Origin of the sequence: Streptomyces sp. NPDC006259 (assembly GCF_042870975.1) — a bacterium.
Classification (GTDB): Bacteria; Actinomycetota; Actinomycetes; order Streptomycetales; family Streptomycetaceae; genus Streptomyces.
This window is the reverse complement of record NZ_JBIAHY010000005.1, coordinates 26,186-48,648: the sequence shown is the minus strand read 5'-3', so window position 1 is coordinate 48,648 and position 22,463 is coordinate 26,186. Positions and strand designations below refer to the sequence as shown.

The 22,463-nt window shown below is 73.4% G+C and carries 23 protein-coding genes; 17 read left to right on the top strand and 6 right to left on the bottom strand.

All coding sequences use genetic code 11. The annotated features are described in order from the left end of the window. Nucleotides 1-361: 361 nt before the first annotated feature. Nucleotides 362-1,132: a chitosanase gene (locus ACFYO5_RS20925; protein WP_388712262.1), complete on the bottom strand. Its 771-nt coding sequence runs from the start codon at nt 1,130-1,132 to the stop codon at nt 362-364. Between the two features lie 240 nt (nt 1,133-1,372). Then, the gene (locus ACFYO5_RS20920; RefSeq protein ID WP_356569365.1) at nt 1,373-1,645 is read right to left on the bottom strand and encodes a hypothetical protein; all 273 of its coding nucleotides are present in this window, start codon (nt 1,643-1,645) and stop codon (nt 1,373-1,375) included. A 592-nt stretch (nt 1,646-2,237) separates the two neighbouring features. Between ACFYO5_RS20920 and ACFYO5_RS20915 the strand changes: the two genes are divergently transcribed. From ACFYO5_RS20915 to ACFYO5_RS20895, 5 genes are all read left to right on the top strand, one after another. Continuing rightward, nucleotides 2,238-3,143 (top strand): NADP-dependent oxidoreductase, encoded by a 906-nt coding sequence (locus tag ACFYO5_RS20915; RefSeq protein ID WP_388710538.1) that lies wholly within the window; start codon nt 2,238-2,240, stop codon nt 3,141-3,143. A gap of 79 nt (nt 3,144-3,222) precedes the next feature. Then, nucleotides 3,223-4,284: an alkene reductase gene (locus ACFYO5_RS20910; RefSeq protein WP_388710535.1), complete on the top strand. Its 1,062-nt coding sequence runs from the start codon at nt 3,223-3,225 to the stop codon at nt 4,282-4,284. Between the two features lie 11 nt (nt 4,285-4,295). Beyond that, nucleotides 4,296-4,775, top strand: a complete 480-nt coding sequence (locus ACFYO5_RS20905) for a MarR family winged helix-turn-helix transcriptional regulator (protein WP_388710532.1) — start codon at nt 4,296-4,298, stop codon at nt 4,773-4,775. Between the two features lie 276 nt (nt 4,776-5,051). Next, a complete protein-coding gene (locus ACFYO5_RS20900) occupies nt 5,052-5,993 on the top strand; it encodes an SDR family oxidoreductase (RefSeq protein ID WP_388712259.1) in 942 nt (313 codons plus the stop codon). Between the two features lie 583 nt (nt 5,994-6,576). Continuing rightward, nucleotides 6,577-7,008, top strand: a complete 432-nt coding sequence (locus tag ACFYO5_RS20895) for a YybH family protein (protein ID WP_388710529.1) — start codon at nt 6,577-6,579, stop codon at nt 7,006-7,008. A gap of 183 nt (nt 7,009-7,191) precedes the next feature. Here the strand turns inward: ACFYO5_RS20895 and ACFYO5_RS20890 are convergent, their stop codons facing one another. After that, nucleotides 7,192-8,022: a helix-turn-helix domain-containing protein gene (locus ACFYO5_RS20890; protein ID WP_388710526.1), complete on the bottom strand. Its 831-nt coding sequence runs from the start codon at nt 8,020-8,022 to the stop codon at nt 7,192-7,194. Nucleotides 8,023-8,233: 211 nt separating this feature from the next. On the opposite strand from ACFYO5_RS20890, the gene ACFYO5_RS20885 reads away from it, so the two are divergent. The 3 genes from ACFYO5_RS20885 (at nt 8,234) to ACFYO5_RS20875 (ending at nt 9,809) form a co-directional block, all read left to right on the top strand. Further along, nucleotides 8,234-8,629 carry an MmcQ/YjbR family DNA-binding protein gene (locus ACFYO5_RS20885; protein ID WP_388710523.1) on the top strand — a complete coding sequence of 132 codons (396 nt, stop codon included), beginning with the start codon at nt 8,234-8,236 and terminating at the stop codon, nt 8,627-8,629. Continuing rightward, the gene (locus ACFYO5_RS20880) at nt 8,626-9,012 is read left to right on the top strand and encodes an MmcQ/YjbR family DNA-binding protein (protein WP_388710520.1); all 387 of its coding nucleotides are present in this window, start codon (nt 8,626-8,628) and stop codon (nt 9,010-9,012) included. Before ACFYO5_RS20885 ends, ACFYO5_RS20880 begins: the two co-directional genes overlap by 4 nt. 326 nt (nt 9,013-9,338) lie before the next feature. After that, nucleotides 9,339-9,809, top strand: coding sequence for a hypothetical protein (locus tag ACFYO5_RS20875; protein ID WP_388710517.1), 471 nt, complete (start codon nt 9,339-9,341; stop codon nt 9,807-9,809). A gap of 207 nt (nt 9,810-10,016) precedes the next feature. Here ACFYO5_RS20875 and ACFYO5_RS20870 read toward each other — a convergent pair whose 3' ends face one another. Together ACFYO5_RS20870 and ACFYO5_RS20865 are read right to left on the bottom strand one after the other, a co-directional pair. Further along, nucleotides 10,017-10,469 (bottom strand): flavodoxin family protein, encoded by a 453-nt coding sequence (locus ACFYO5_RS20870; protein WP_388710514.1) that lies wholly within the window; start codon nt 10,467-10,469, stop codon nt 10,017-10,019. 566 nt (nt 10,470-11,035) lie between these two features. After that, nucleotides 11,036-11,272 carry a hypothetical protein gene (locus ACFYO5_RS20865; RefSeq protein ID WP_388710511.1) on the bottom strand — a complete coding sequence of 79 codons (237 nt, stop codon included), beginning with the start codon at nt 11,270-11,272 and terminating at the stop codon, nt 11,036-11,038. 468 nt (nt 11,273-11,740) lie between these two features. Between ACFYO5_RS20865 and ACFYO5_RS20860 the strand changes: the two genes are divergently transcribed. From ACFYO5_RS20860 to ACFYO5_RS20830, 7 genes are all read left to right on the top strand, one after another. Further along, on the top strand, nt 11,741-12,208 hold the full coding sequence (locus ACFYO5_RS20860; protein WP_356569341.1) for a hypothetical protein: 468 nt from the start codon (nt 11,741-11,743) through the stop codon (nt 12,206-12,208). Between the two features lie 678 nt (nt 12,209-12,886). After that, nucleotides 12,887-14,323, top strand: a complete 1,437-nt coding sequence (locus ACFYO5_RS20855) for an ATP-binding protein (RefSeq protein ID WP_388710508.1) — start codon at nt 12,887-12,889, stop codon at nt 14,321-14,323. Then, entirely contained in the window at nt 14,320-14,742 is a 423-nt protein-coding gene (locus ACFYO5_RS20850; protein ID WP_356569338.1) for a roadblock/LC7 domain-containing protein, read from the top strand. The genes ACFYO5_RS20855 and ACFYO5_RS20850 overlap by 4 nt, the downstream gene beginning before the upstream one ends. Further along, the gene (locus ACFYO5_RS20845; RefSeq protein WP_356569337.1) at nt 14,739-15,101 is read left to right on the top strand and encodes a DUF742 domain-containing protein; all 363 of its coding nucleotides are present in this window, start codon (nt 14,739-14,741) and stop codon (nt 15,099-15,101) included. Before ACFYO5_RS20850 ends, ACFYO5_RS20845 begins: the two co-directional genes overlap by 4 nt. Continuing rightward, nucleotides 15,073-15,696: an ATP/GTP-binding protein gene (locus ACFYO5_RS20840; RefSeq protein ID WP_356569335.1), complete on the top strand. Its 624-nt coding sequence runs from the start codon at nt 15,073-15,075 to the stop codon at nt 15,694-15,696. Before ACFYO5_RS20845 ends, ACFYO5_RS20840 begins: the two co-directional genes overlap by 29 nt. Next, nucleotides 15,693-16,931, top strand: coding sequence for a cytochrome P450 (locus ACFYO5_RS20835; protein WP_356569333.1), 1,239 nt, complete (start codon nt 15,693-15,695; stop codon nt 16,929-16,931). The genes ACFYO5_RS20840 and ACFYO5_RS20835 overlap by 4 nt, the downstream gene beginning before the upstream one ends. Continuing rightward, nucleotides 16,928-18,151 (top strand): cytochrome P450, encoded by a 1,224-nt coding sequence (locus tag ACFYO5_RS20830; protein WP_388710505.1) that lies wholly within the window; start codon nt 16,928-16,930, stop codon nt 18,149-18,151. Before ACFYO5_RS20835 ends, ACFYO5_RS20830 begins: the two co-directional genes overlap by 4 nt. 411 nt (nt 18,152-18,562) lie before the next feature. Here the strand turns inward: ACFYO5_RS20830 and ACFYO5_RS20825 are convergent, their stop codons facing one another. After that, the gene (locus ACFYO5_RS20825) at nt 18,563-20,083 is read right to left on the bottom strand and encodes a helix-turn-helix domain-containing protein (RefSeq protein WP_388710503.1); all 1,521 of its coding nucleotides are present in this window, start codon (nt 20,081-20,083) and stop codon (nt 18,563-18,565) included. 802 nt (nt 20,084-20,885) lie between these two features. Here ACFYO5_RS20825 and ACFYO5_RS20820 point away from each other — a divergent pair. Then, entirely contained in the window at nt 20,886-21,506 is a 621-nt protein-coding gene (locus ACFYO5_RS20820) for an L-threonylcarbamoyladenylate synthase (protein ID WP_388710501.1), read from the top strand. Nucleotides 21,507-21,691: 185 nt separating this feature from the next. Beyond that, entirely contained in the window at nt 21,692-22,447 is a 756-nt protein-coding gene (locus tag ACFYO5_RS20815) for a dienelactone hydrolase family protein (protein WP_388710499.1), read from the top strand. The last annotated feature ends 16 nt before the right edge of the window (nt 22,448-22,463 follow it).

Here is a 22,463-nt window from a genome sequence, read left to right as displayed (position 1 = left end):
GGATCGGCCTCGCGCGGCCTCGCGCACGGAGGGCCGCACGGTTCCGGCGGCATCGAGTGGAGGCGGACGGCGCCGGCCGACCTCGCGGCGGACCGGCGCGGCAGGCGCACGCCCGGGTTCGGGCCGCGTCCGGACAGGGCGATGGCGACGGCGACCAGCCGGATCGAGGAACGCGAGCGACGGACGGGACGGGGCCGGCGTACAGGGCGGCGACTCGGAGCGGGGCCGGCGCGGCGGGACGTCGCCTTCCGTCGCCGGCGTCGGGGCGGCGACGCGGATCCGCCGAACCTTGCCACCGCGCGCACCCCGTGGCTGTGACGTGGGCCGGCCCCGATCCGCGTCACAGCCACGCCGCGACGCGTCAGCCGATGTGGTAGCTGTCGCCGTACACCTTCCAGTCCAGGGGCGGTTGCAGGTCGAGGTTGCCCTTGCGGAGGAAGACGCGCTGGGCGGTGTCGACGCGGCTGGTGTCGCTGTGCGCCTCCTCCTGCTTCATGGCCCATACGCGCGCGTCGAGGAAGGCGTGGAGGTACGCCGTCTCGTCGCCGCCCTGGGCCGGGGGCTTGGCCTTGGCCAGGGCGCGTCGGCGGATGCTGCCGAAGCTGGTGGCGTCGCCCCCGTCGCCGTGCATGACGATGGCGTCGTAGTACGCGAACTGGCCCAGGACGCGCAGGCCGTCGGCCTTGGCGCGGCGGACGGCCGGGCCGAAGTAGACCCGGTCGCGTTCGTCGTTCTGCGCCTGCTGGAACACCGCGTCCTGGGCCGCCGTGCGCCAGTCCCGCGGGTAGTTCGGGTCGAGGCCGTCGTGGGAGTCGGTGCCGTCGACGGCGCGCAGGGCGGGCAGGTACTTGGCGAGGACGTTGCCGGGTTTGCGGTCGGCGTACAGCTCGACGAGGTCCAGCATGTCGCTGGTGCCGGAGCAGAAGCCGATGATGCCGGCGGTGTAGCCGCGGCCGTCGCCGATGTCCTCGATGTACTTGTACTGGGCCTTCCAGTCGAGCGAGGAGTTCTCCGCGCTCGACACCAGTTTCATGGCTATCTCCTTCTTCGCCGGGTCGTCGAGCCCGGCCGCCGCGCGGGGCCCGGGGGCCGCGGACGCCTGCGGAGCGGCGAGGAGCGGAGCCGCCGTCATCGCGGTGAGGAGGGCGAGAACGGTGCGGCGGGACGCGGTGGTCCGCTCGTGTGCGCCGGGGGAGTTGTGCACCACAGTGACTCCAGTCGGGGAGTGGGGGGTGGGTGGAGGTGGATCTGCGCTGCAACTGACAGGAAGGTTTCCTATCAAGTCTCGACGCAAGAGGTAACCCTCACGAACCCAGGTTCGTACGATCGAACAAACTCCCGGACCGTCGGCTCCCCTTCCGACCGCCGGGCGTCAGGGAGCGCCGGGCGCGTCCCCCCGCCAGTCGAAGCGGCGGGCGTCGCCGGGCCGCTCCATGTACAGGGCCCAGCCGCCGGCGCCGTAGCGGCCTATCTCGGTCGTCAGCGCCACCTCGCGCAGGTCGCCTCCGGGGCGCTCCGTGACGTCCAGCAGCAGCCCGTCCAGCGGGCCGCCCACCAGTTCCGCGTACTCGCGGTCCGGGCGGGGCGCCGCGTCCTCGTGGTCGGCGCCGTAGACCCGGCCCCGCATGAAGTCAGCCTCGTCCATGACCAGCAGCTTCGCACCCGCCACTGACAACGGCCCGTCGGGCGGCCGCCGGACGGGGGGCACCCTTCGGTCAGCACGGCGACCGAAGGGTGCCCAGTGCGGGCATATCGTCACACCCCGGTACGCATCCACTCCCGTCGCTGCGGGCGGGCGGGGCACCGCCGACCGGGATCGCCGGCATCGGCTCTCCCGTGCCACGCCGCCGAACCTGAGCCGGTCGTGCGTCCGTCCGTCCGGACCGTGCGCGGGCGCGCGCCGAGCGGGGCGGCCGCCGCCGGGTCGCGGGGACTCCGCACGAGGTCGACGTGGTCGAGGACGACGATCGGGCGGCCGCCGCCGGCGGAGGCGCCGCCCGGCGGGGCGCGGACGGCCGCCCGGCGGGGCACGGGACAGGAGAGAGTCCCTCGCCTGCCCCCGCTCACACCCTGACGGTCTTCGCAGTCGCCCATGCGACCACCCCTGCACGTGGTCGGCGCACCTCGAAGTGAGCCGAGGTGATCGCCTTCGCGAATACTTGGCTAGCCACACGATTGCTGTTACCTTGAATATGTGGCCAGCCACCCTTTTGGTGGCCGACGGGAATGGAGTCATCATGCGGGCAATCGTTTTCGACCGGTTCGGCGGCCCGGACGTGCTGCACGAGGCGGACATCGAGGTGCCGCAGCCCGGCCCCGGCCAGGTCCGGGTCCGTGTGAAGGCCGCCGGGCTGAACGCGCTGGACGGCAAGATCCGCTCCGGGATGCTGGAGGCCGTCCGCCCGACGGCCCTCCCCGCCGTCCCCGGCGGCGAACTCGCCGGCGTGGTCGACGCCCTGGGTGAGGGCGTGAGCGACGTGCGGGTCGGCGACGAGGTGCTGGGCTGGTCGGACACCGGCTCGTACGCCCAGTACGCGCTGGCCACCACCGTGGCCCCCAAGCCCGCGGACCTCGACTGGCAGCGTGCGGCCGCGCTGCCGGTCGCCGGTGAGACGGCCGAGCGGGTTCTGGACCTGCTCGGGGTCGCCGCCGGGGAGACCGTGCTGATGCACGGCGCGTCCGGGGCGGTCGGCACCGTGGCGGTCCAGCTCGCCACGGCCCGCGGCGCCCGCGTGATCGCCACCGCGGGCGCCTCCAACCAGGACTACCTCACCTCGCTCGGCGCCACCGCGACCGTGTACGGCGAGGGCCTGGTGGAGCGCGTGCGGGCCTTGGCACCCGACGGCGTGGACGCGGTGTTCGACCTGGCAGGGAAGGGCGCCCTGGAGGACTCCATCACCCTGCGCGGCGGCACCGACCGCATCGTCACCATCGCCGACTTCGGCGCACGGCAGCTGGGCGTCACCTTCTCCCAAGGGTCCCCGCAACGCTCGACCGCCCGGCTGGCCGCCCTGGCCCAGGACGCCGCGGCCGGCAAGCTCGTCACCACCGTCACCGCCTACCCGCTCGACCAGGCCGCCACGGCCCAGCAGGTCAGCGACGCCGGGCACGTGCGGGGCAAGCTCGTCCTGACCGTCGACTGAGCACCCCCACCCACCGCCTCCCCACGACCACACCACCTTTACGGTGACCCACCGGTCACCGCCCTACCGAAGGACCCTCATGCTGACTTCCCTGTGGACGCCGACCACTCTCGGCGGCATATCCCTGCCGCACCGCCTGGTCATGGCCCCCATGACCCGCGACCGCTCCACGCCCGAAGGCGTACCGACCGAGCTGAACGCCGAGTACTACGCCCAGCGGGCCTCGCACGCGCTCATCATCACCGAGGGCACCCAGCCCTCCGCCGACGGCCAGGGTTACCTCCTGACCCCCGGCATCCACAACGACGAGCAGATCGCCGGGTGGCGCAAGGTCACCGACGCCGTGCACGAGGCCGACGGCCGGATCGTCATCCAGCTGATGCACACCGGACGCATCGCCCACCCCGACAACACCCCGCACGGGCGCCGGCCGGTCGCCCCTTCAGCAGTCCGGCCGCAGGGCACGATGTTCACCGCGTCCGGGCCCCAGGAGATGCCGACCCCGCGTGCCCTGTCGACGCAGGAGGTCGCGGCGACCGTCGACGACTTCCGCCGCGCCGCGGCGGCCGCCGTCGCGGCCGGCGCCGACGGCGTCGAGATCCACGGCGCCAACGGCTACCTGGTGCACCAGTTCCTGTCCGACAACACCAATCAGCGCACCGATGGCTACGGCGGTTCGATCGAGGGCCGCATCCGCTTCGCCGTCGAGGTCGCCGCCGCGGTGGCCGACGAGATCGGCGCCGAGCGCACCGGCATCCGCGTCTCCCCCGGCAACCCCTACAACGACATCGCCGAGTCCGACACCGCCGAGCTGTATCCGGCGCTCCTGGACGCCCTGCGCCCCCTGGGCCTGGCCTACCTCCACGTGATGCACGCGGGCGACGAGGAGCTGCTGGGCACCCTGCGGGCGCTGTGGCCGACCACGCTGATCCTCAACCGGGGCGGCGCCGACCTGCCCGCCCGTGCCAAGGACGTCGACAACGGCACGGCCGACCTCGTCTCCGTCGGCGCCCTCGCGCTCGCCAACCCGGACCTGGTCGAGCGGCTCCGCGCCGGCGCGCCGCTGAACACCCCCGACCCGGCGACCTTCTACGGCGGTGGAGTGGCCGGCTACACCGACTACCCCACCCACACCATCTGAGGGAGGCGACCATGCCCACCCCCGAAGCCCGTGTCCCCACGACGGCCGGCGCAGGACCCATGAGCTACGCGATCTTCCAGCTCGCCCGCGCCCACCGGGCCTATGCCGCCGCCATGCTCCGCGAGATGGACCTGCATCCCGGACAGGAGTTGGTGCTGATGCACCTCCTCGACCGGGACGGCCAGTCCCAGTCCGAGTTGCTCGACAGCGTCGGCGTGGACCACTCCACCCTCTCCAAGGCGCTGCGCCGCATGCAGGACGCCGGCCTGATCGTCCGTGAACCGGCCGCACATGACCGGCGCGTCATGGTGGTCCACCTCACCGACAAGGGCCGGGCGATGCGCGAACCCCTGGCAGCCCTGTGGCAGGCCCTGGAGGAGACCTCCGCCCGGAATCTGACGGAGCAGCAGGCGGAATCCTTCGTCGCGACCGCGTACGCCATCACCGAGGCGATCAGCAGCCGCGCGCTGCCGGAAGAGGAGTCCGCGTGACTCCCCGGTGTGCACCCCACGCCCGCCCACGACACCACAGGTGAAAAGCGGCACGCGGCCCGGGGTGCACACCGTCCCGCATCCGGCGCGACCACCGTCGGTCGGCCCTGTCGCCCATCCCGTCGCGGGTGCCGTCGGACCCGGCACGTGCCGGCGGTGACGCGCACAGCGGATCCGCCCCCACGGGCCGCCTCCATCAGCCCTCCCCCGGCACGCAGGCTCCCACGTCGGCAACCGCAACCCGCCCCGCCCACCTAACCCCTCCTCGCCGATGACCTGACGGAAAGTGAGACCCTCATAGCCGCCACCGACTCAACCACCCTCCCCGTCCTCGTCGTCGGGGCGACCGGCTCCCTCGGGAGCAAGGTCGTCGACGAACTCCTGGCGCGCGGCAAGAACGTCCGCGCCCTGGTGAGGCCCACCAGCGACGCCGGCCGGCTCGAAAGCCGGGGCGTTCGGATCGTCCGCGGCGACATGCTCGACGTCGACTCGCTCGTTGCCGCCATGAACGGCGCCGACGCCGTCATCACCACCGCCGCCGGCTACACCCGCGGCGGCAGGAACGCCAACGACATCGACACCATCGGCAACGCCAACCTCGCGGAGGCCGCCCACCGCACCGGCATCCGGCGGTTCGTCCTGACCAGCATCCTCACCAGTGACCAGACGCCCCAAGTCCCGCACTTCTGGCACAAGAAGCTCGCCGAGGACAAGCTCGAACAGCTCGGCGTCCCGTTCGTCGCCCTGCGTCCGGGGGCGTTCCTCGACCAGGTCGCGAGCATGGCGGGCGACCCGGTCGACAAGGGCCGCATGGTGTGGATCGGCAAGGCCACCGTCCCGCTGACCTTCGTCCACACCTCCGATCTCGCGGCGTACCTGGCAGCAGCTGTCGACGCCGAGGTCGAGGCAGGTGAGCGGATCGACATCGGTTGGGACCGTCCGGTCAGCATGCGGGAGGTGGCCGACGTGATGGGCGGCCGGGCCGGCAAGAAGATCAAGGTGTGGGCCGTCCCGTCCGCCGTCACCCGCGCCGCGGGAGCCGTCGCCGGCCGCTTCATGCCCTTGATCGCGGACATGGCCGCGATGTTCCGCTGGTTCGAGACCGGACGCTACGTCGCCGACCCCCGCCGCCAGGAGCAGCTGTTCGGCCCCGCCCCCACGGCCGAGGAAGCCCTCGCCCGATACACCGACGAGCTGCGCACCGCGCAGAACCGGTGACAGACCCCTCGCCCCATGCCCGCCGTCCGGCGCTCTGACCCGGATGCCTCGGACCCCTCGCCCCATGCCCGCCGTCCGGCGCTCTGACCCGGATAGCTCGGACCCCTCGCCCCATGCCCGCCGCCCGGCGGTCCGACCGACCCGGATGCCCCGGCCCCATCCCTTTCGGCCGAACCCCTCCATAACGGTTCCGGCCGGACCGAACAGGTGACGGAGCGGGTGATCAGCGCTTCCTGAGGCGCGTGCTCAGCGCTTCCCCAGCCGGGATGACGGGCCCAGTGGACTCCTGTGATCGGGGGGGCTTCGGCCGGTGTCCTCCATCGACCACCAGATGTCCGCGACCGACTGGGCGCTTCGCCGGATGTCGACAGAGGATCGAGAGGTGCCGCGGCGACCAACGGCGGCTCAGGGCCCCGGTCGCGAAGGCCCGCCACGGCCTGGAGCAGGTTCGCGATGCCCAGGCCGGCGTCGGGGCCGGCACGGCGCCGGGCAAGCACGTGGTGCGGCTCGACGACCGAGAGACACACCCGTCCGCCGCCGGTCGGAGCCGACCGGCGGCGGCATCCACGAAGAGGAGACCGTCATGGGCGTCGACAGGGAAAAGATCAGCAAGACCATCCTGGAACGGGAGAAGTCCTTCAACGAGCGGTGGAGCGTCGGCGACAACCGCGGCTACCTCGACAACTACGCCCAGGAGATCAGCTACTTCGACCCGGTCGGGAAGGACCTGGTCGTCGGCCGTGACGCGACCGTCGCCCACATCGAGGCGATCTACTCCGATCCGCACATCGTGCGCAACGAGTACCTCAACCCCGTCGTGCACGTCAGCGACGGCGGTGACTTCGCCGTCCTGGCCTACAACCTGAACACCTACGTGCTCGACGACAACGGCGACGAACGGCAGTTGCGCGCCTGGAACGCCACCGAGGCGTACCGGCTGATCGACGACGAATGGCGCATCGTGCACTCCAACTGGGCCTTCGCCCAGACCGCGACAGGCGCGATCGCGTCCTGACCGGGGATCCGGAGATCCGGGGATCCGGAGATCCGGGAATCCGGAGATCCGGGAATCCGGAGATCCGGGGCTTCACGGTGACGCACACGGCCGGTGAGCAAGCTGGTCCGGGGAGGCGGCCGCCCCCGGCCGGCCCCACTCGTGCTCAAGGCCGTGGCGATGCGGGCTCGTGCCGCGCCCGCCTCACCTGCCGGTCCCGGCTTCGCCGGCCGCGAAGGCGGCCGGGGTCAGACCGGTGTGGCCACGGAAGAAGCGGCCGAAGTTCGCGGGATCGGTGAACCCGAGATGGACGGCCACCGCCCGGGCGTCCCAACCGCCGCCTCCCAGCAGGCGCCGGGCTTCGAGCAGCCGCCGCTCGTCGATGACCTCACGCACCCCCCTGCCGGTGGCGTCCCGGGCCGCGCGGCTGAGGGTACGGACCGAACAGCCGAGCAGCCCCGCGTAGTCCGCGGCCCGGTGCAGTTCCCGGAAGTGCAGCTCCAGGGCGTCCACGAACCGTGCGTACGTGCCCTGACGGCCCGTGCCGCCCGGCGACGCGCCGGTGGAGGTGACGTCCGGGGAGTTGGCGAGGCGCAGCAGCAGCGATTCGAGCAGGCTGCGCCGCAGGGCGTGGTGGACATCGAGCGGGCGGCGCCCCAGCGCACGGTGTTCGTCCAGGAGCTGGAGCGCCGTCTGCCTCAGCCAGTCCGCGTCGTCGGGGTCCGGGCTGAGAACGGCGGGGGCCTCGTGCGCGGTGAGCGGGGCCAGCAGGCGGGCGGCGTCGGACGTCAGCACGTCCGGCTCGAACAGGATGAACAAGCCGCGCGCGGCACCCGGTGGATGCCAGCACTGCGCGTGCCCGGGACGCACCCACAGCCACTGGCCGCAGGCCACGGTTCGCGTGACGTGGTCGACATCGTGGAGCAGCTCACCCTCGGTGACGAGGATCAGGTAGTGGAAGGTGGCGCGGCCCGGACGGGGCGGATTCCACGGCCAGTCGTCGTGCTCGGCGAAGAAGTCCTCGACGGTGCTCACCTCGAGGCCGTACGGAGTGCCGACCGGGGGCTGAAAACCGTACAGCGGAACCGCGGCCTGCCCGCGGGGTCCGGCAGAACGCCCGAGGTGTCGCTTGTCGACCATCACGTGTCCGCACCTTACCGCCGTTTCGCCCGTTTCAGGGAAAAGGATGGTGCGTGCCGTCCGTGGCCGACGCCCGGCCCGCCGCCAGCTGAGAAAGGAAACACGCATGAACGGATCGACCCTGCAGAAGTTCGCCGCCGAGTGCGCGGAGGAACTTCCCGGAGCGCGGCTGGAGCATCCCTTCGGCCCGGACTGGGAGGTCTTCAAGGTGCGAGGCAAGGTGTTCATGCTGATGACCGAGGTCCCCGGGCGCCCCGTCGTGATCCTCAAGGCGGACCCCGCCGAGGCCCGCGCTCTCCGGGAGAGCAACAGCCACATCACCCCCGGCTACCACATGAACAAGAAGCACTGGATCACGCTGGAGGGCGGGACAGGCGTCGACAAGCAGCTCGCCAGGGAACTCGTCACCGACTCCTACCTGCTCGTCGTCTCCCATCTGCCCAAGGCCGAGCAGCCCGTCGACCCGCACACCTACGGCACCGGCACGCGGGCGGGTCGATGAGCGCGGCCGGTGACCGCCTCCAGGACACCGCCCGCAAGGCGGCCCTCGCTCTCCCCGACGTCGGCCACGGCCGCCCCTTCACCCCGGAACTCGACGTGTACAAGGTCAGGGGCAAGGTGTTCCTGATCGTCACCGACGACCCGGACGAGCAGATCATCACGGTCAAGTGCGAGCCCGAGCACGCGCGGGCGCTGGAGCGCGGCCACGCCTCGATCGTCCCGGGCCGTTATCTCGACAAGCGGCACTGGATCACGCTGGGGCCCGGACGGGGCATCACGAAACGGCTGATCGACGAAGCGGTCGCGCACTCCTACGACCTGGTCGTCGACGGTCTGCCACGGAGCGAGCGCCCGCCGCGAGCCCCTGGCCCGGACGCCGGGTGAACGTCGGCCGCGCCCGCTGGGACACCGGCTCGCCTCAGGTCGGCGGCCGGGCGGTTCCGGGAGCCGGGCGATGACGTCGCCACAGGGCGTCCCCGTGGCCGGCCGGTCGGCGATCGCCCGGGATCTCGCGGCGCTGGCGGGAGCCGGCGAGGTGGCTGGCGGGCGCTGGACGACGTCACGTTCGACGTTGCCGGCCGGGTCGGCATCGGAGCGACGTCGCTGTGGGCCGTTCGAGTGGTCGCGGTCGGCCCGTCGTCGTACCGTCGGTACGGAACCTTCACGGGGCGCGCGGAACGGCCCGGGTCCCGAGACGGGCGGGAGCGGTCATGCGCGGACACAGGACGACGAGGACGGCGGCGCTGCTCTGTGCGGCGCTGGGACTCACCGCGGCGGTCGGGACGGCCTCGGCCGCACCCGCCGCGGCACCACCCGCGGACCGGGCCGTCGCGCGTGCGAGCGCGCCGCCCGTCCTGGTCGACTGCCTCTGGCACCCGAAGGTGCGGCCCCACGACTTCCTTCTGGCCTGCGGCGACGGCAACAGCCGCCTGGTCTCGCTGAAGTGGGACCACTGGGACGCCAGGTCCGCGAGGGCCACGGGCGTCAACGTCGTCAACGACTGCAAGCCGTACTGCGCGGTGGGCACCTTCCACTCGTACCGGGTGGTCGTACGGCTCGACAAGGCGCGGCCCTGGAAGAAGGCCCCCCAGACGCAGCGCTACGACCGGATCAGCCTCGCATACCCGGCCCAGCGGCCCGAGCGGTTCGCGAAGGTGATGACCTACCCGCTGTGGGACTGAACGGGTACCGGGCGGGGTGACGGCCTTCCGGCGGAAGGCCGCACGACGCCGGGCGGATGTCCGGGTACCGCCCGGCGCGGTGGCGTCCGCTCATGACCCGGTCGTCGCTTCGAGGGCGGGGCGGCCGGCGCGCACGGGGGGGGCGGGACGCGCGGGGCGGTCGGGGCCGTCGTCACTCCATGAGGCCTACGGCGGTCGGGGCCGTCGTCACTCCGTGAGGCCCGCGGCGGTCGTCGCGCCGAGTTCCCAGCAGGCCTCCACGTCCGCCTTGCCGGGTTCCCCGGTGACGGTCACGGGTTCGGCCGCGCGCCGCCAGCCGAGACCGGTCGTGATGGCCTCGATGCCGCGTACGGCACCGGTGACGTCGTTGCCGCCGTGCACGTAGTAGGCGAAGGGTCGGCCGCGGGTGCTGTCGAGGCACGGGTAGTACACCTGGTCGAAGAAGTGCTTGAGGGCGCCGGACATGTAGCCGAGGTTCGCGGGGGTGCCCAGCAGGTAGCCGTCGGCGGCCAGGACGTCGGAGGCGGTGGCGGCGAGGGCGGCCCGACGGACGACGCGGACGCCTTCGATCTCCGGCGCCGTCGCGCCCTGGACGACCGCTTCGAGCATCGCCTGGCAGTTCGGGGAGGGTGTGTGATGAACGATCAGCAAGGTGGCCACGGCATCGAACCCTGCCCGCTCGGGCGGCCCGCCGCAAGCGTCGCCGGCGGCGGGCCGCCGTCGCGGTCGTCCGGCGCCGAGCCGCTCAGCCGCCGGCCGCCCGCCCGGCCGGTGACTCGACCGTGCACGAGGCGTCGACCGGCCCGTACACCGGCGGGAACCAGATGATCGCGCCTGCGGCGCGTCCTGACGCGCTCGTCGCCGACTGCGCCGACCCGGAGGGGTCCGGGCAGCTCCCTTGTCCTGGTGTCGCCGACGTGGTCGGCGCCCCAGCCGCGGTCGATCGCCGGGCGGACCGGGGCGTCGGCCGAACCGCGACTGCCTCGGATGCCGTCGGCGGCCCCGCTGCCCTGCCCGCCGCGGGGCGGCCCGCACCCGCTCGGTCAGCCGGCCGAAAAGCACCCGCCGAGGGCCCGGCCGAAGACACACGCCGGAGGCCCGGCCGGAAGCACCCGCCGGAGGCCCGGGCGAAAGCACCCGCCGGAGGCTCGGCCGGAAGGCACACCCCGAGGGCCCGGCCGCCGCGACCTTCGTCCTACGGCGTCCGGGCCCCGGGCACTGCGCGGTCAGCCGCCGCTCAGGCGGGCCCGCAGGAGGTCCTTGCCGATCTCCGCACCCTTGCGGCTGTCCGCCTGGGCCTTGCGGAACAGGTCCGCGACCTCGGTGTCCTTCGCGCGTTCGGCGTCCTGGATAAAGGTCTCCAGCCGCAACGCGTTGTCCAGGCAGGCCTCGACGTACCAGATGAGGTTGTAGTCCTTGTCCCGCGTACCGGTCACCTCGCCGGTCTCCGAGCCAGTGGCCATGTGGGCCTCCTCCCAGCGTGCTGTCGACATGATGGGGTTCCGCTGCCGGGTACCCATGGCATCCCGGCACACACCGGAGCCGCGGGCGGAAGCGGTACGCCGTCCAGGACCCACCGCTGCCGGTCCGCGGAACGACCGCTACCCCCCCGTCCTCGCGGCCGAGGAAGTCACGCGGGGGGCCGAACGGGCTGCGCCAGGGACGGCGGACGGGCGCCGAACGGCTGGGCCAGGGACGGCCCACGGTGGTCGAACAGGCGGGCCAGGGACAGGAGACCGGGGTCGAACAGCGGCACGGGACTCGAACGAACCAGACCCAAACGCCACCGTCCGCCACCCCTTCCGCCACTTAGAAATATCTACCAGCATGCATATGCCGAGTCGGCCCGTGGCCGACGGACCGGACTCCGGGACCGGCGGCGCCCTCGTGCGCCCGCCCGTTCCGGACGGACCTGACGACGGAGCCGGACGATGAGCCATGTGATGTGGGCGGGCGCCGTGGAGTGGCTCGCCGCCGCCTCGACGAACCCGCGGACCTGCAAGCGGGAGTGGGACCACGGCCACGGCGTCACGCTGCTGGAGGCGGGCCGCTACTGGGACGTGCTGAGCGTGCCCGACCGCCTGGGCCTGCTCGCCCTGGACCTCCTCTGGCAGCCGACGCTGCCCGTGCCCGGTCCCACCCTCGTGGACACGGCGGCCCACCGGGTGGGCTTCCTCCTGCCGCCCGATCCGGCGAGCCGCTGGATCGGTGACGGGCTGCGGCACGCGAGCCGGGGTTCCTGGGTGGCGGTGCCCCCGCCCTACCGCCCGGCCCGTTTCCTGGAATGGCTGATCCCGCCGGACGGTTCGGGCGGGCTGCACTCCCCGGCCACGCTGGAACTGGCGCTGCGCCAGGCCAACGGCACGCTGGCCGTTCTCACGCCTCCGCGCGGCGCCTGAGGGCCGTCCCGCGATCCCCGGCGGGTGCGCCGCGACAGCCGCGGCACCTGCCACGTCGTCGGAACGCCCGAATACATCCGGTCCGCATCGCGCCGCCCTCGGGCCCGGCGCGTGCGGAGACTCCGACGAGCAGCCGCCGCGGTGGCGATGACGACGTCGTCCAGGGCAAGGTCCAGGCCGCCGAAGGCGTCGCGCCGAACCGCGGGGCCGCCTGCACGGACTCCCGCGAGGGACGTCCGGTGCGACCCCGGCGGTGGGGAGACCCTCGGCCGTCGTCTCGACGGCGTGTCCGCCACCGGGCAGCCGGAGCGGGCCGTCGGAGGCGCTCGCGCCGCCGGCACGGAAACGGTGTCGGCGCACACCGGGCGCTCTCCCCCGACGAGGCGCCGCATGCCGGGGGGATCGACGGGCGCGCCGTGATCCTACCCACGCGCCGAACGGGCGGAAGGCCGCATTCGGCCACTCGGTGGCGGCGTCAACTCGCTTGCGGGACACGGCAATTCCGACAGTCGACGCAGAAGCGAACAGATAGCGGGCACTTTCGGAGCGAAGTCTCGCTCGACCGTGCGAGACCGGTCGATGACGGTGTGTACTGTGCTGCGAGCGCCCGGTCCGCACCTCTCGGGCTCACCCCTGCGCCGCCTTCCCCGAACGCCGACCTCCCCTGGAACCGAATCGATGATCGAACTACCGGACCTGGTGGCCGGTGGCCTCGCCGCCGGCACACTGTCCGCGCTCGCCCTCGGCGGCGGGCTGCTGCGGTTACGACGGCAACAGACCAGGCAGCGCGCGGAGATATCCGCGCTGCGTACCCAACTGGACGGTTCTTCGAGGGCGTTCACGGCCGAGGTCGAGCATCTCGCGGCGCGACGGGTGCCCGCGGCCGCCCAGCAGGTGGCCCATCCGCACCTGGCGGTGCCCGGCCCCCTCCAGCCGCTGACGGCCGGCACCCCGCTCGGCATCGCCCTGGAGAGCGTCCTCCTGGCGCTCCAGTCCGAGGTGGCCGCCCAGCGCACCCGGGTGGACGCGGCCGCGCAGGCCGGCATGCGCGGCGCCACCCGGGAGATCCAGGCGGCCCTGTACCGGCTCCAGGACGCCCTGCGACAGCTCCAACAACGTTATGACGAGCCTGAGTTGGCGCAGATCCTGTTCCAGCTCGACCACGAGAACGAGCAGTCCCTGCGGCGCGCCCAGGTCGCCGCGGTGGTGTGCGGCGCCTGGGTGGGGCTCGCGCGCGAGGAGTCGCACCTGGTGGACGCGGTCACCGGCGGCCAGGCGCGGCTCGCCGGCTATCAGCGGGTCAAGGTCCACAACCACCTGGAACCGGGCACGGCCCTGGTCTCGCACGCCGTGGAGCCCGTCGCCATCATCGTCGCCGAACTCCTCGACAACGCGCTGCGGCACTCCGCGCCCGACACCGAGGTCGTGGTGAGCCTGGAGCACGTCCACCACGGGGTGTGCGTCACCGTCGACGACGCGGGCCTCGGCATGACCCGCGACGAACGCGACCGCGCCCAGCGGCTGGTGGCCGGCGACGCGCCCATCCTCCTGACCGACCTGGGCGATCCGCCGCGCATGGGACTGGCCGCGATCGGACGCCTGACCCGCCAGTTCGACCTGGGCGTCGACGTCTCCTCGGCCTCGCCCTACGGCGGGGTGCGCGCGGTGCTGCGGGTGGACAGCCACCTGCTGAGCCGCCTCGACCCGGCCGACCGGCCGCCGGCCCCGAGCGCGCCGCGCACCACCCGCAGGTCCGATCCCGCCGCGCCGGCCCCGTCCCACGCCTACGGCACGGAGAACGCCGTACCGGACGCCCCCGGGCACCACGCGCCCGCGGACGAGGACGGGCTGCCGCAGCGTCGCCGCCGTGGCCGCCCCGCCCCCGTACCCGAAGCGCGGGCCGCGTCCGGACCGGCGCGCCCGGCCCGGCGTCCCGAGGAGGCCGCGGCGGCGCTCGGCGCACTGCAGTCCGGCACCGCGGCGGCCCGCACCGGCGCCGAGGCCGCGCCCGCGGGCGCCGGCCCGTCGGCGACCCACGACACCGAACACAGCGACCGCAGCGACCAGAGCGACCAGAGCGACCAGAGTGACGACGAAGGGGGAGCGGCCCGATGACCAGCCGCAACACGGGCGACACGGCATGGGTGCTGGAGCCGATTCTCCAGGTGCCGCACGTGGTGGCCGCCGTCATGCTGACCCGCGACGGACTCGTGACGGGGTACACCGACGCGCTGTCGCAGCCGTCGGCGGAGCGGGTGGCCGCGATCACCAGCACCGTGCAGGGCGCATGCCGGACGGCCGCCGCGGCCTTCGCGGACCAGGACGGGGCCGAGGTGCGCCAGGTCGTCATCGAGTCCGACCACGGCTATGTGCTGATCGTGCCGACGGACCACGGCACCTGCGTCGCCGCGTACGGCGACGGCGAGGTGCGCCTGGATCTGCTGGCGCACCGGGTGCACTCCCAGGTGGCGCGACTGGGCGAGAAGGCCATGGCGGCCGCGCCCCGAGGAGCCGACGACAACGCTCCGGCATGACCGCTCGCCCGGCCGGCCGTCCCCTGGTTCCCGCGTACCTGTCGACCGGCGGGGTGGCCCGGCCGAGCCGTCCGCACCTGGAGCGCCTCTCGGTACTCGCCCGCACCGAGGCCGGTGTGCCTCCCGGACTGCCCGCCGCGGAACTCGCCCTGCTGGACGCCCTGGAGGGCGGCTCGCTGGCGGTGGTGGAGGCGGCGGCGCTGCTCGGACTGCCGGTCTCCGCGGTGTGTGTGCTGGCGGCCGGGCTCGCCGACCGGGAACTGCTCCACACCCGCGCGCCGATCCCGCCCGCCGGCCGCTTCGATCCCGACCTGCTGAAGAGAGTGGCCGATGGCCTCCGCGCCCTCAAACACGCCTAGCGCCGGCGCACCCGGTGCGATCCACCAGCCCGACACCGCCCGCGACCTGGTGAAGATCCTGGTCGCGGGACCGTTCGGGGTGGGCAAGACGACCTTGATCGACTCGGTGTCCGAGATCCGGCCGCTGCACACCGAGGAGCACCTCAGCGAGGCGTCCGCGCAGGTGGACGACCTGGCCGGGGTACGGGACAAGACGACGACGACCGTCGCCATCGACTTCGGCCGGATCAGCCTGTCCGGCGGGGTGGTGCTGTACCTGTTCGGCACTCCGGGACAGGAGCGGTTCCGGTCGCTGTGGGACGACATCGCCTACGGGGCGCTCGGCGCGCTCGTCCTGGTCGACAGCCGCCGGCTCGACGCCTCGTTCGACGTGCTGGGGTTGGTGGAGGAGAGCGGACTGCCGTACGCGGTCGCCTTCAACGCCTTCCCGGACGCGCCCCGGCACCACGGTGAGGATCGGCTGCGGCGCGCCCTGGACCTGGAGCCGTCCACACCGTTGGTGACCTGCGACGCGCGTGACGCGAACTCGTCCATCGACGCGTTGCTGGCGCTGGTCGACCATCTGATCACCCGCGACCCGGCGGAGGCCCGGTGACCACCTATCCCCCGGACCGGCACGACTTCTCGCGCTCGGCTCCCGTCCGGCTGTGGGAGGACGGCTTCGCTTCCGACCCACAGCGCTACTACGCCGCCCTGAGCGCCCAGGGCCCCATCGGCTGGGCCGAGTTGGCGCCCGGCGTGCCGGCGTACCTGGTCACGGACCGGCGGGCGGCGCTGGACGTGCTGCACGACGAGGACACGTTCTCCCACGACCCGCGCGCCTGGGAGGAGACCGTCCCGGCCGACTCCCCGGTGCTCGGCATGATGCGGTGGCGGCCCAACGCCCTGTTCGCCGACGGCGCCGCCCACGTCCGCTACCGCACCACCCTCATCGACGTGTTCGACCTGGTGGAGCCGCACGACCTGCGGGCGCGGGTGCACCGCGCGGTACGGCTGCTGGTGGACCGGATCGGGCGGCACGGCGAGGCCGATCTCGTCGCCGACTTCTCGCGGCCGCTGATGGCGCTGGTGTTCAACGACCTGTTCGGGCTGCCGGACAGCGCCGGCGACCGGCTCGACGCCGGCCTGGGCAAGATGATGGAGGGCGGTGCGCAGGCCGCCGAGGGCGAGGCCGACTACGCCCGGTACGTCCTCGAACTGATCGCGGCCAAGGCCGAGCGGCCCGGCGACGACCTGCCCAGCCGGCTCCTCGGCCATCCCGCCGGGCTGACCGGCGAGGAGGTCACCTGGCAGGTCTTCCTCACCCTCGGCGCCGGCTACGAGCCGACCGCCAACCTGCTGTCCAACACCCTGTCGCGGATCCTCGGCAACCCGCTCTACTACTCCACCCTGACCAGCGGCGCCCGCCCGGTCATGGACGCGGTGGTCGAGGTGCTGCACCACGAGACGCCGCTGTCCAACTACGGCATCTACTACGCCCGCCGGCCCGTCTCCTTCCACGGGGTGTGGCTGCGGGACGCGGTGCCCGTGGTGGTGTCGTACGGGGCGCTCGGCCTCTTCGCCGAGCGGGAGGCGACGGCGGGCCGGCATCCGAACGACGCCTCGCACCTGTCGTGGGGTGCCGGAGCGCACGCCTGCCCGGTGAAACAGCACACGCTGCTGATCGTCACCGAGGCGATCGAACGGCTCACCCAGTGGCTGCCCGACCTCGACCCGGTGCTGCCCCGCGAACGGCTCACCTGGCGGCCGGGGCCCTTCCACCGCTCCCTGACCGCGCTGCCCGTCCGTTTCAGCCCCCGTGCCGCCGACCACCCAGGAGTCCCCTCGTGACCGTGACCGACCGCATCGCCCTCGACCCGTTCGGTTCCGACCTGCACGCCGAGAGCACCCGGCTGCGCGCGCTGGGCCCCGTCGTGCCCATCGAGCTGCCCGGCGGCATCCCCGCCTGGGCGCCCACCGGGTACGACACCCTCAAGGAGCTGATCCTCGACCCGCAGGTCAGCAAGGACCCGCGCAAGCACTGGCGGCTGTGGCCGGAACTGGGCGACCACCCCTCCTGGGGCTGGATCCTCGGCTGGGTCGGTGTGGTCAACATGCTCTCCACGTACGGCGCCGACCATGCCCGGCTGCGGCGCCTGGTCGCGCCGAGCTTCACGCACCGTCGCACCGAGTCGCTGCGGCGGCGGGTGGAGGCGATCACGGCGGAGCTGCTGGACTCCCTCGACGGGGGCGGGGACTCGGTCGACCTGAAGGCGACGTTCGCCCATCCCCTGCCGATGCGGATCATCTGCGAACTGTTCGGGGTCCCCGAGGACATGCGGGAGGACCACGTCTCGCTGGTCGCCTCCATCATGGACACCACCGACCCGAGCCCGGAGCACGCGGCGCGCGTCCAGGAGCGGATCGGCTCGGTCCTCGGCGGGCTCATCGCGTACAAGAGCGAGCACCCCGGCGACGACATGACCACCGAACTGATCCGGGTGCGCGACGAGGAGGGCGACCGGCTCAGCGGCGAGGAACTGCTGTACACACTGCTGCTGGTGATCGGCGCCGGGTTCGAGACCACGGTGAACCTCATCGGCAACGCCGTGGTGGCGCTGCTGGGCGCGCCCGGGCAGCTGGCGGCCGTGCGGCGCGGGGACATCGGCTGGGAGGCGGTGGTCGACGAGACGCTGCGGCTGCACCCGTCGATCGCCACGCTGCCGCTGCGGTTCGCCGTCAGCGACCTGAAGGTGGGCGACGTGACGATCCCGGCCGGGGACGCCATCGTCACGACGTACGCGGCGGCGGGCGTGGACCCGGCGCACTACGGCGCGGACGCGGAGGTCTTCGACGCGGCGCGCCGGGCGGACGACCATCTGTCCTTCGGGATCGGCGTGCACCGGTGCATCGGCGCCCCGCTGGCCCGCATGGAGGCGCTCACCGCCCTGCCCGCGCTGTTCGACCGCTTCCCGGAGCTGCGGCTGGACGTCGATGCCGGGGCGCTGGAGCAGGTGCCGTCGTTCATCGCGAGCGGCTGGCAGGAGATTCCGGTCCGGCTGCGCGGCTGACCGCGGTCGCGAGGGCGGACACGACCCGGGCCGGGAGCGCGGAGGCCGGAAGCGCGGAGGCCGGGAGCGCGGAGGCGGGGAGCCCGGAGGCCGGGAACGCGGAGGCCGGAAGCCCGAAGGCCGGGAACCCGAAGGCCGGGAACGCGGAGGCCGGAAGCCCGAAGGCCGGGAACCCGAAGGCCGGAAGCCCGAAGGCCGGGAACCCGAAGGCCGGAAGCCCGAAGGCCGGGAACGCGGAGGCCGGAAGCGGGGAAAAGGCCAGGGCGCGGGGGTGCGACCGGTCCCCCGTTCCGGTCGAACCCCCGCGGCCAGTCGAACCTACGTGCAGAGTCCGCCGGCTGTGAATCGTGCCGGTGCCCGCTCCCGGCCCCGGAGGGCTCACCTGTGCACAGGTGCGTCCGGATGGCCCTATTACGCCTGGTGGACGTCGGGGTGCGGGTCGGGGCGCAGGTCGGGCGGGTCGAGGGCACCGGTCGCGAGGTGGGCCAGGACGACCTCGTAGAGGTCGCTCCCGGCGGCGAGAAGCCGGCGTTCGAGGACGGGCTCGGCGCCGCGGACGTGCTCGCGGACGGTCTGGGCGTGCATGCCGAGAAGCTGGGCGGCCCGTTCGGCGTTGCCGCCGGCGGCGATCCACGCCCGCAGGGTGCCGCGCAGGTCACGGCCGTCGGTGTCCAGGCGGTCGAGCAGGTCGTGCGCCCAGGCGCGCAGCGCCGGCCCGGTGAGCAGGTCGCCGAGGCGGACGGGCGCGGCGGCGGGGAGCGGGCGGTCCTCGGCGAGGGCGGCCTCCGTGTTGAGCGCGAGATGAACGGCGGCGCGGGCGGCGAGGTCGGAGAAGTCCGCTCCGAGGAGGTGCTCGACGCGTTCCATGCGGGCGCGGACGGTGTTGCGGCTGACGCCGAGGACCTTGGCCGCGCTGACGGCGGTGAACTCCAGGCCGAGCCGGGTGGTGGCGAGGAGTTCGGCGCGGGTGTGGTGGGCGAGGGTGTCGAGGGGGCGCAGCAGGCGGGTCGTCCAGGCGCCCAGGACGACGGGGTCCATCAGCCGCTCGGGGTGGGTGCGTTCGGCGTGGACGGCCGTCTTGTCGGGACGGAAGCGGGCGACGGCGAGGGCGCTGACGGCCTGTCCGTAGGCGGCGGCGGTGTGGGCGAGGCTCTGCCGGGCGCTGCCGCCGAGGAAGGTGTCGGGCTGCCGCTCGCACAGGGCCCGCAGACGGGTGCCCGCCGTGTCGCGCGGGGTCACCACGATGACGTGGGCGTCCACGGCCGGACAGCGCACGACCAGGCTCTGCTCACGGGTGGCCTCGATGCAGGCCTCGGCGAGCCGGTCGCGGTCCTCGGGGGTGCTCTCGACGACGTAGACGCAGGCGGTGTCGGTGTCGAGGAGGCCGGGCCACAGGCCGGCCGCGACCCGGCGGGCCGCGCTGATGTCCTCCACCATGAGCAGTTGGAGGATGGCCAGGCGCAGGTCGGAGGTGGCGCGAGCGAGCCGGTGTCCGGTGGCGGCGGTGTGCTGGGCGCGCAGCAGGAGTTCGAGCGCCGCGGCCGTGTGGGTCACGATCCCGGCGGCGCGCCGGTCGAAGGGGGCGGTCCGGGCGACGGCGAGCACTCCGGCCGCGGCGGGCGGCGGCAGCTCGACGCGGATCAGCCGCAGGTGACGGCCGTCGCCCTCCCAGGAGGCGGAGGCGAGACGGCCGGTGACGATGTCCGTCACCAGGCCGTCGTCGAGGGGTGTGGGCGCTCCCGCGAGGAGGGTGCCGTCCTCGTCACGCAGTGAGACGGCCGCGTCGACGGTGGCACCGAGCCAGTCGACGATCCTGGCGATGTCGCGCCCGGCGGGCCGCAGATGGCCGAGCAGTTCCCGCGCCCACGTCGCATCGGCGTGCCCGGTCGCCGCCACGCCCGTGTGACGGTAGTCGTCGTCCCGGCGGGTCATGTCGGCGCCCACTCCTCGTCCCTCGGGCCCTCCACGGGCCGAACCAGTCATATCGGTCAGGGACGTTACCTCACCGGCCACGACGGGGGGCCGATCGGCGTGCGCTTCGCGTCCGGCTGATGCCCGGCTTCCGGAGGCGCGTCCGGCTTCCGGCTCCTGTCCCGCTTCCGGTGGCGCATCCAGCGAACGCAGTTGGTCTCCGGCTACCGGCTTCCGGTAGCACGTCCGGCGTCCGGCTCCACGTTCACCTACCCGCCCGGCGTCCGGCTCCACGTCCGGCTCCGCCCGGCGGGATGCGCGGACGGCGCCCGGGCGGTGCCGGCCTGCCCGCGGCGGCTCCGTCGGCGTGGGACCGGCGAGCCGACGCACGGGGCGGCGACGTGCCGCGGGTGGGGTGGGGGCGGAACCGTCGGCCGTCGGCTCGGTGTGCCGGGGCACGCCGCCGAGGCCGACGGCCGCCCGCGCCGCGTCCCACCGGGCCCGGCAGACCCAGGACCACGCCAGCCCTGAGCAGGCCCCTTCACGAGGACCTGACCACTCCCCCGCCCGCAGCCGCACGGCAACCGAAACCGCAACCGCCCGCAACTGCTCGGGCATGCCGGCGAAGACGGGCGTGACGCCATGGGCACCGCGTCATCGGCCTCTCCGGCCCGGCCGCGCTCGTCGCCGCTGCCCGCGGGCGTGGGTCGGTCCGCCGCCGACCACGAGCCGCTTCCCGCGCCGCGCGAGAGGACGACGACGGGTATCCGGTCACACCCATGCCGGAAAGCCGGTCGCCGGTCGCACGGCATAAGCTCCTCCAATGGCGAAGTACTACGACGTTCACCCCGACAACCCGCAGCCGCGCACCATCGCCCAGGTCGCGGCGGCCATCCGGGCGGACGCGCTGATCGCGTACCCGACGGACTCCTGCTACGCGCTGGGCTGCCGGATCGGCAGCCGGGACGGCGTCGACCGGATCCGGGCCGTCCGCGAGCTGGACGACAAGCACCACTTCACGCTCGTCTGCCAGGACTTCGCGCAGCTCGGGCAGTTCGTACACGTCGACAACGACGTGTTCCGCGCGATCAAGGCCTCCACCCCCGGCAGCTACACCTTCATCCTCCCGGCGACGAAGGAGGTGCCGCGCATGCTCCAGCACCCGAAGAAGAAGACGGTGGGCGTGCGCATCCCCGACCACGTCGTCACCCAGGCGCTGCTCACCGAACTCGGTGAGCCCCTGCTGTCCAGCACGCTGCTGCTGCCGGGCGAGGAGGAGCCGATGACCCAGGGCTGGGAGATCAAGGACCGGCTCGACCACGCCGTGGACGGGGTGCTGGACTCCGGGGACTGCGGCACCGAGCCGACGACGGTCATCGACTTCTCGGGCGGCGAGGCGGAGGTCATCCGGTACGGAGCGGGCGACGCCTCACGCTTCGAGTAGGCCGGGCCGGGGGGCGACGGGCTCGGCGGAACCCGTCGAGGCCAGTTCGATGGCTCATGCAACGATATTGGCGGTCCGGCACGGTCTCCGTCCGGCGCGGTCCGGCACGGCCCCCACCGCCGGGCCGGTCCACCGCCGGGCCGGTCCACCGCCCGTCCCGTGAACGAGCAGAGAGGTACCCCCGCATGACCTCCGTACAGGGAACAGCCGTTGACATCCCCACCGAGGACGGCGTCGCCGACGCCTATCTCTCCCGACCCTCCGACGGCGCACCCCGTCCGGGCGTGCTGCTCTACCAGGACGCGTTCGGGCTCCGTCCGCATCTGCGCGCGATGGCCGACCGGCTCGCCGGAGCCGGCCACACCGTGCTGGTGCCGAACGTCTTCTACCGTCACGGACGCAGCCCCGTCGTGGAGATGCCCGAGTTCATCGACCCGGCGGCCCGCCCGGACATCTTCGAGAAGCTCGGTCCGGTGATGCGGTCCCTGACCAACGACCTGGCGATCCGGGACGCGGGCGCGTACCTGCGCTGGATGGCGGAGAGCCCGCTGGTCGCGGACGGTCCGGTGGCGGTGACCGGATACTGCATGGGCGCCCGCCTCTCCCTGCTGACCGCGGGCGCGCATCCCGAGCGGGTCGCGGCGGCGGCCGGCTTCCACGGCGGGCGGCTGGCGACCGAGACGCCGGACAGCCCTCACCTGGTGGCCGGCCGGGTCACCGCCGAGCTGTACTTCGGCCACGCCGACGACGATCCCTCACTCCCGCCCGAGCAGCGGGAACGGCTGGAGAAGGCCCTGACGGAGGCCGGCGTGCGGCACCGCTGCGAGGTCTACGAGGGCGCCGGCCACGGCTTCACCCAGGCCGACACCGCCGCCTACCACGAGGCGGCCTCCGAGCGGCACTGGGCAACCCTCCTGGACCTGCTTGAGCGCACCTTCTGATCCGGCACGTCCTCGG

Bases quoted from the DNA above. Each gene is read 5' to 3' on its own strand.
- ACFYO5_RS20925 (WP_388712262.1), bottom strand. From the start codon at position 1,132: ATGACGGCGGCTCCGCTCCTCGCCGCTCCGCAGGCGTCCGCGGCCCCC.
- ACFYO5_RS20920 (WP_356569365.1), bottom strand. From the start codon at position 1,645: ATGGACGAGGCTGACTTCATGCGGGGCCGGGTCTACGGCGCCGACCAC.
- ACFYO5_RS20915 (WP_388710538.1), top strand. From the start codon at position 2,238: ATGCGGGCAATCGTTTTCGACCGGTTCGGCGGCCCGGACGTGCTGCAC.
- ACFYO5_RS20910 (WP_388710535.1), top strand. From the start codon at position 3,223: ATGCTGACTTCCCTGTGGACGCCGACCACTCTCGGCGGCATATCCCTG.
- ACFYO5_RS20905 (WP_388710532.1), top strand. From the start codon at position 4,296: ATGCCCACCCCCGAAGCCCGTGTCCCCACGACGGCCGGCGCAGGACCC.
- ACFYO5_RS20895 (WP_388710529.1), top strand. From the start codon at position 6,577: ATGGGCGTCGACAGGGAAAAGATCAGCAAGACCATCCTGGAACGGGAG.
- ACFYO5_RS20885 (WP_388710523.1), top strand. From the start codon at position 8,234: ATGAACGGATCGACCCTGCAGAAGTTCGCCGCCGAGTGCGCGGAGGAA.
- ACFYO5_RS20880 (WP_388710520.1), top strand. From the start codon at position 8,626: ATGAGCGCGGCCGGTGACCGCCTCCAGGACACCGCCCGCAAGGCGGCC.
- ACFYO5_RS20875 (WP_388710517.1), top strand. From the start codon at position 9,339: ATGCGCGGACACAGGACGACGAGGACGGCGGCGCTGCTCTGTGCGGCG.
- ACFYO5_RS20865 (WP_388710511.1), bottom strand. From the start codon at position 11,272: ATGGCCACTGGCTCGGAGACCGGCGAGGTGACCGGTACGCGGGACAAG.
- ACFYO5_RS20860 (WP_356569341.1), top strand. From the start codon at position 11,741: ATGAGCCATGTGATGTGGGCGGGCGCCGTGGAGTGGCTCGCCGCCGCC.
- ACFYO5_RS20855 (WP_388710508.1), top strand. From the start codon at position 12,887: ATGATCGAACTACCGGACCTGGTGGCCGGTGGCCTCGCCGCCGGCACA.
- ACFYO5_RS20850 (WP_356569338.1), top strand. From the start codon at position 14,320: ATGACCAGCCGCAACACGGGCGACACGGCATGGGTGCTGGAGCCGATT.
- ACFYO5_RS20845 (WP_356569337.1), top strand. From the start codon at position 14,739: ATGACCGCTCGCCCGGCCGGCCGTCCCCTGGTTCCCGCGTACCTGTCG.
- ACFYO5_RS20840 (WP_356569335.1), top strand. From the start codon at position 15,073: ATGGCCTCCGCGCCCTCAAACACGCCTAGCGCCGGCGCACCCGGTGCG.
- ACFYO5_RS20825 (WP_388710503.1), bottom strand. From the start codon at position 20,083: ATGACCCGCCGGGACGACGACTACCGTCACACGGGCGTGGCGGCGACC.
- ACFYO5_RS20820 (WP_388710501.1), top strand. From the start codon at position 20,886: ATGGCGAAGTACTACGACGTTCACCCCGACAACCCGCAGCCGCGCACC.
- ACFYO5_RS20815 (WP_388710499.1), top strand. From the start codon at position 21,692: ATGACCTCCGTACAGGGAACAGCCGTTGACATCCCCACCGAGGACGGC.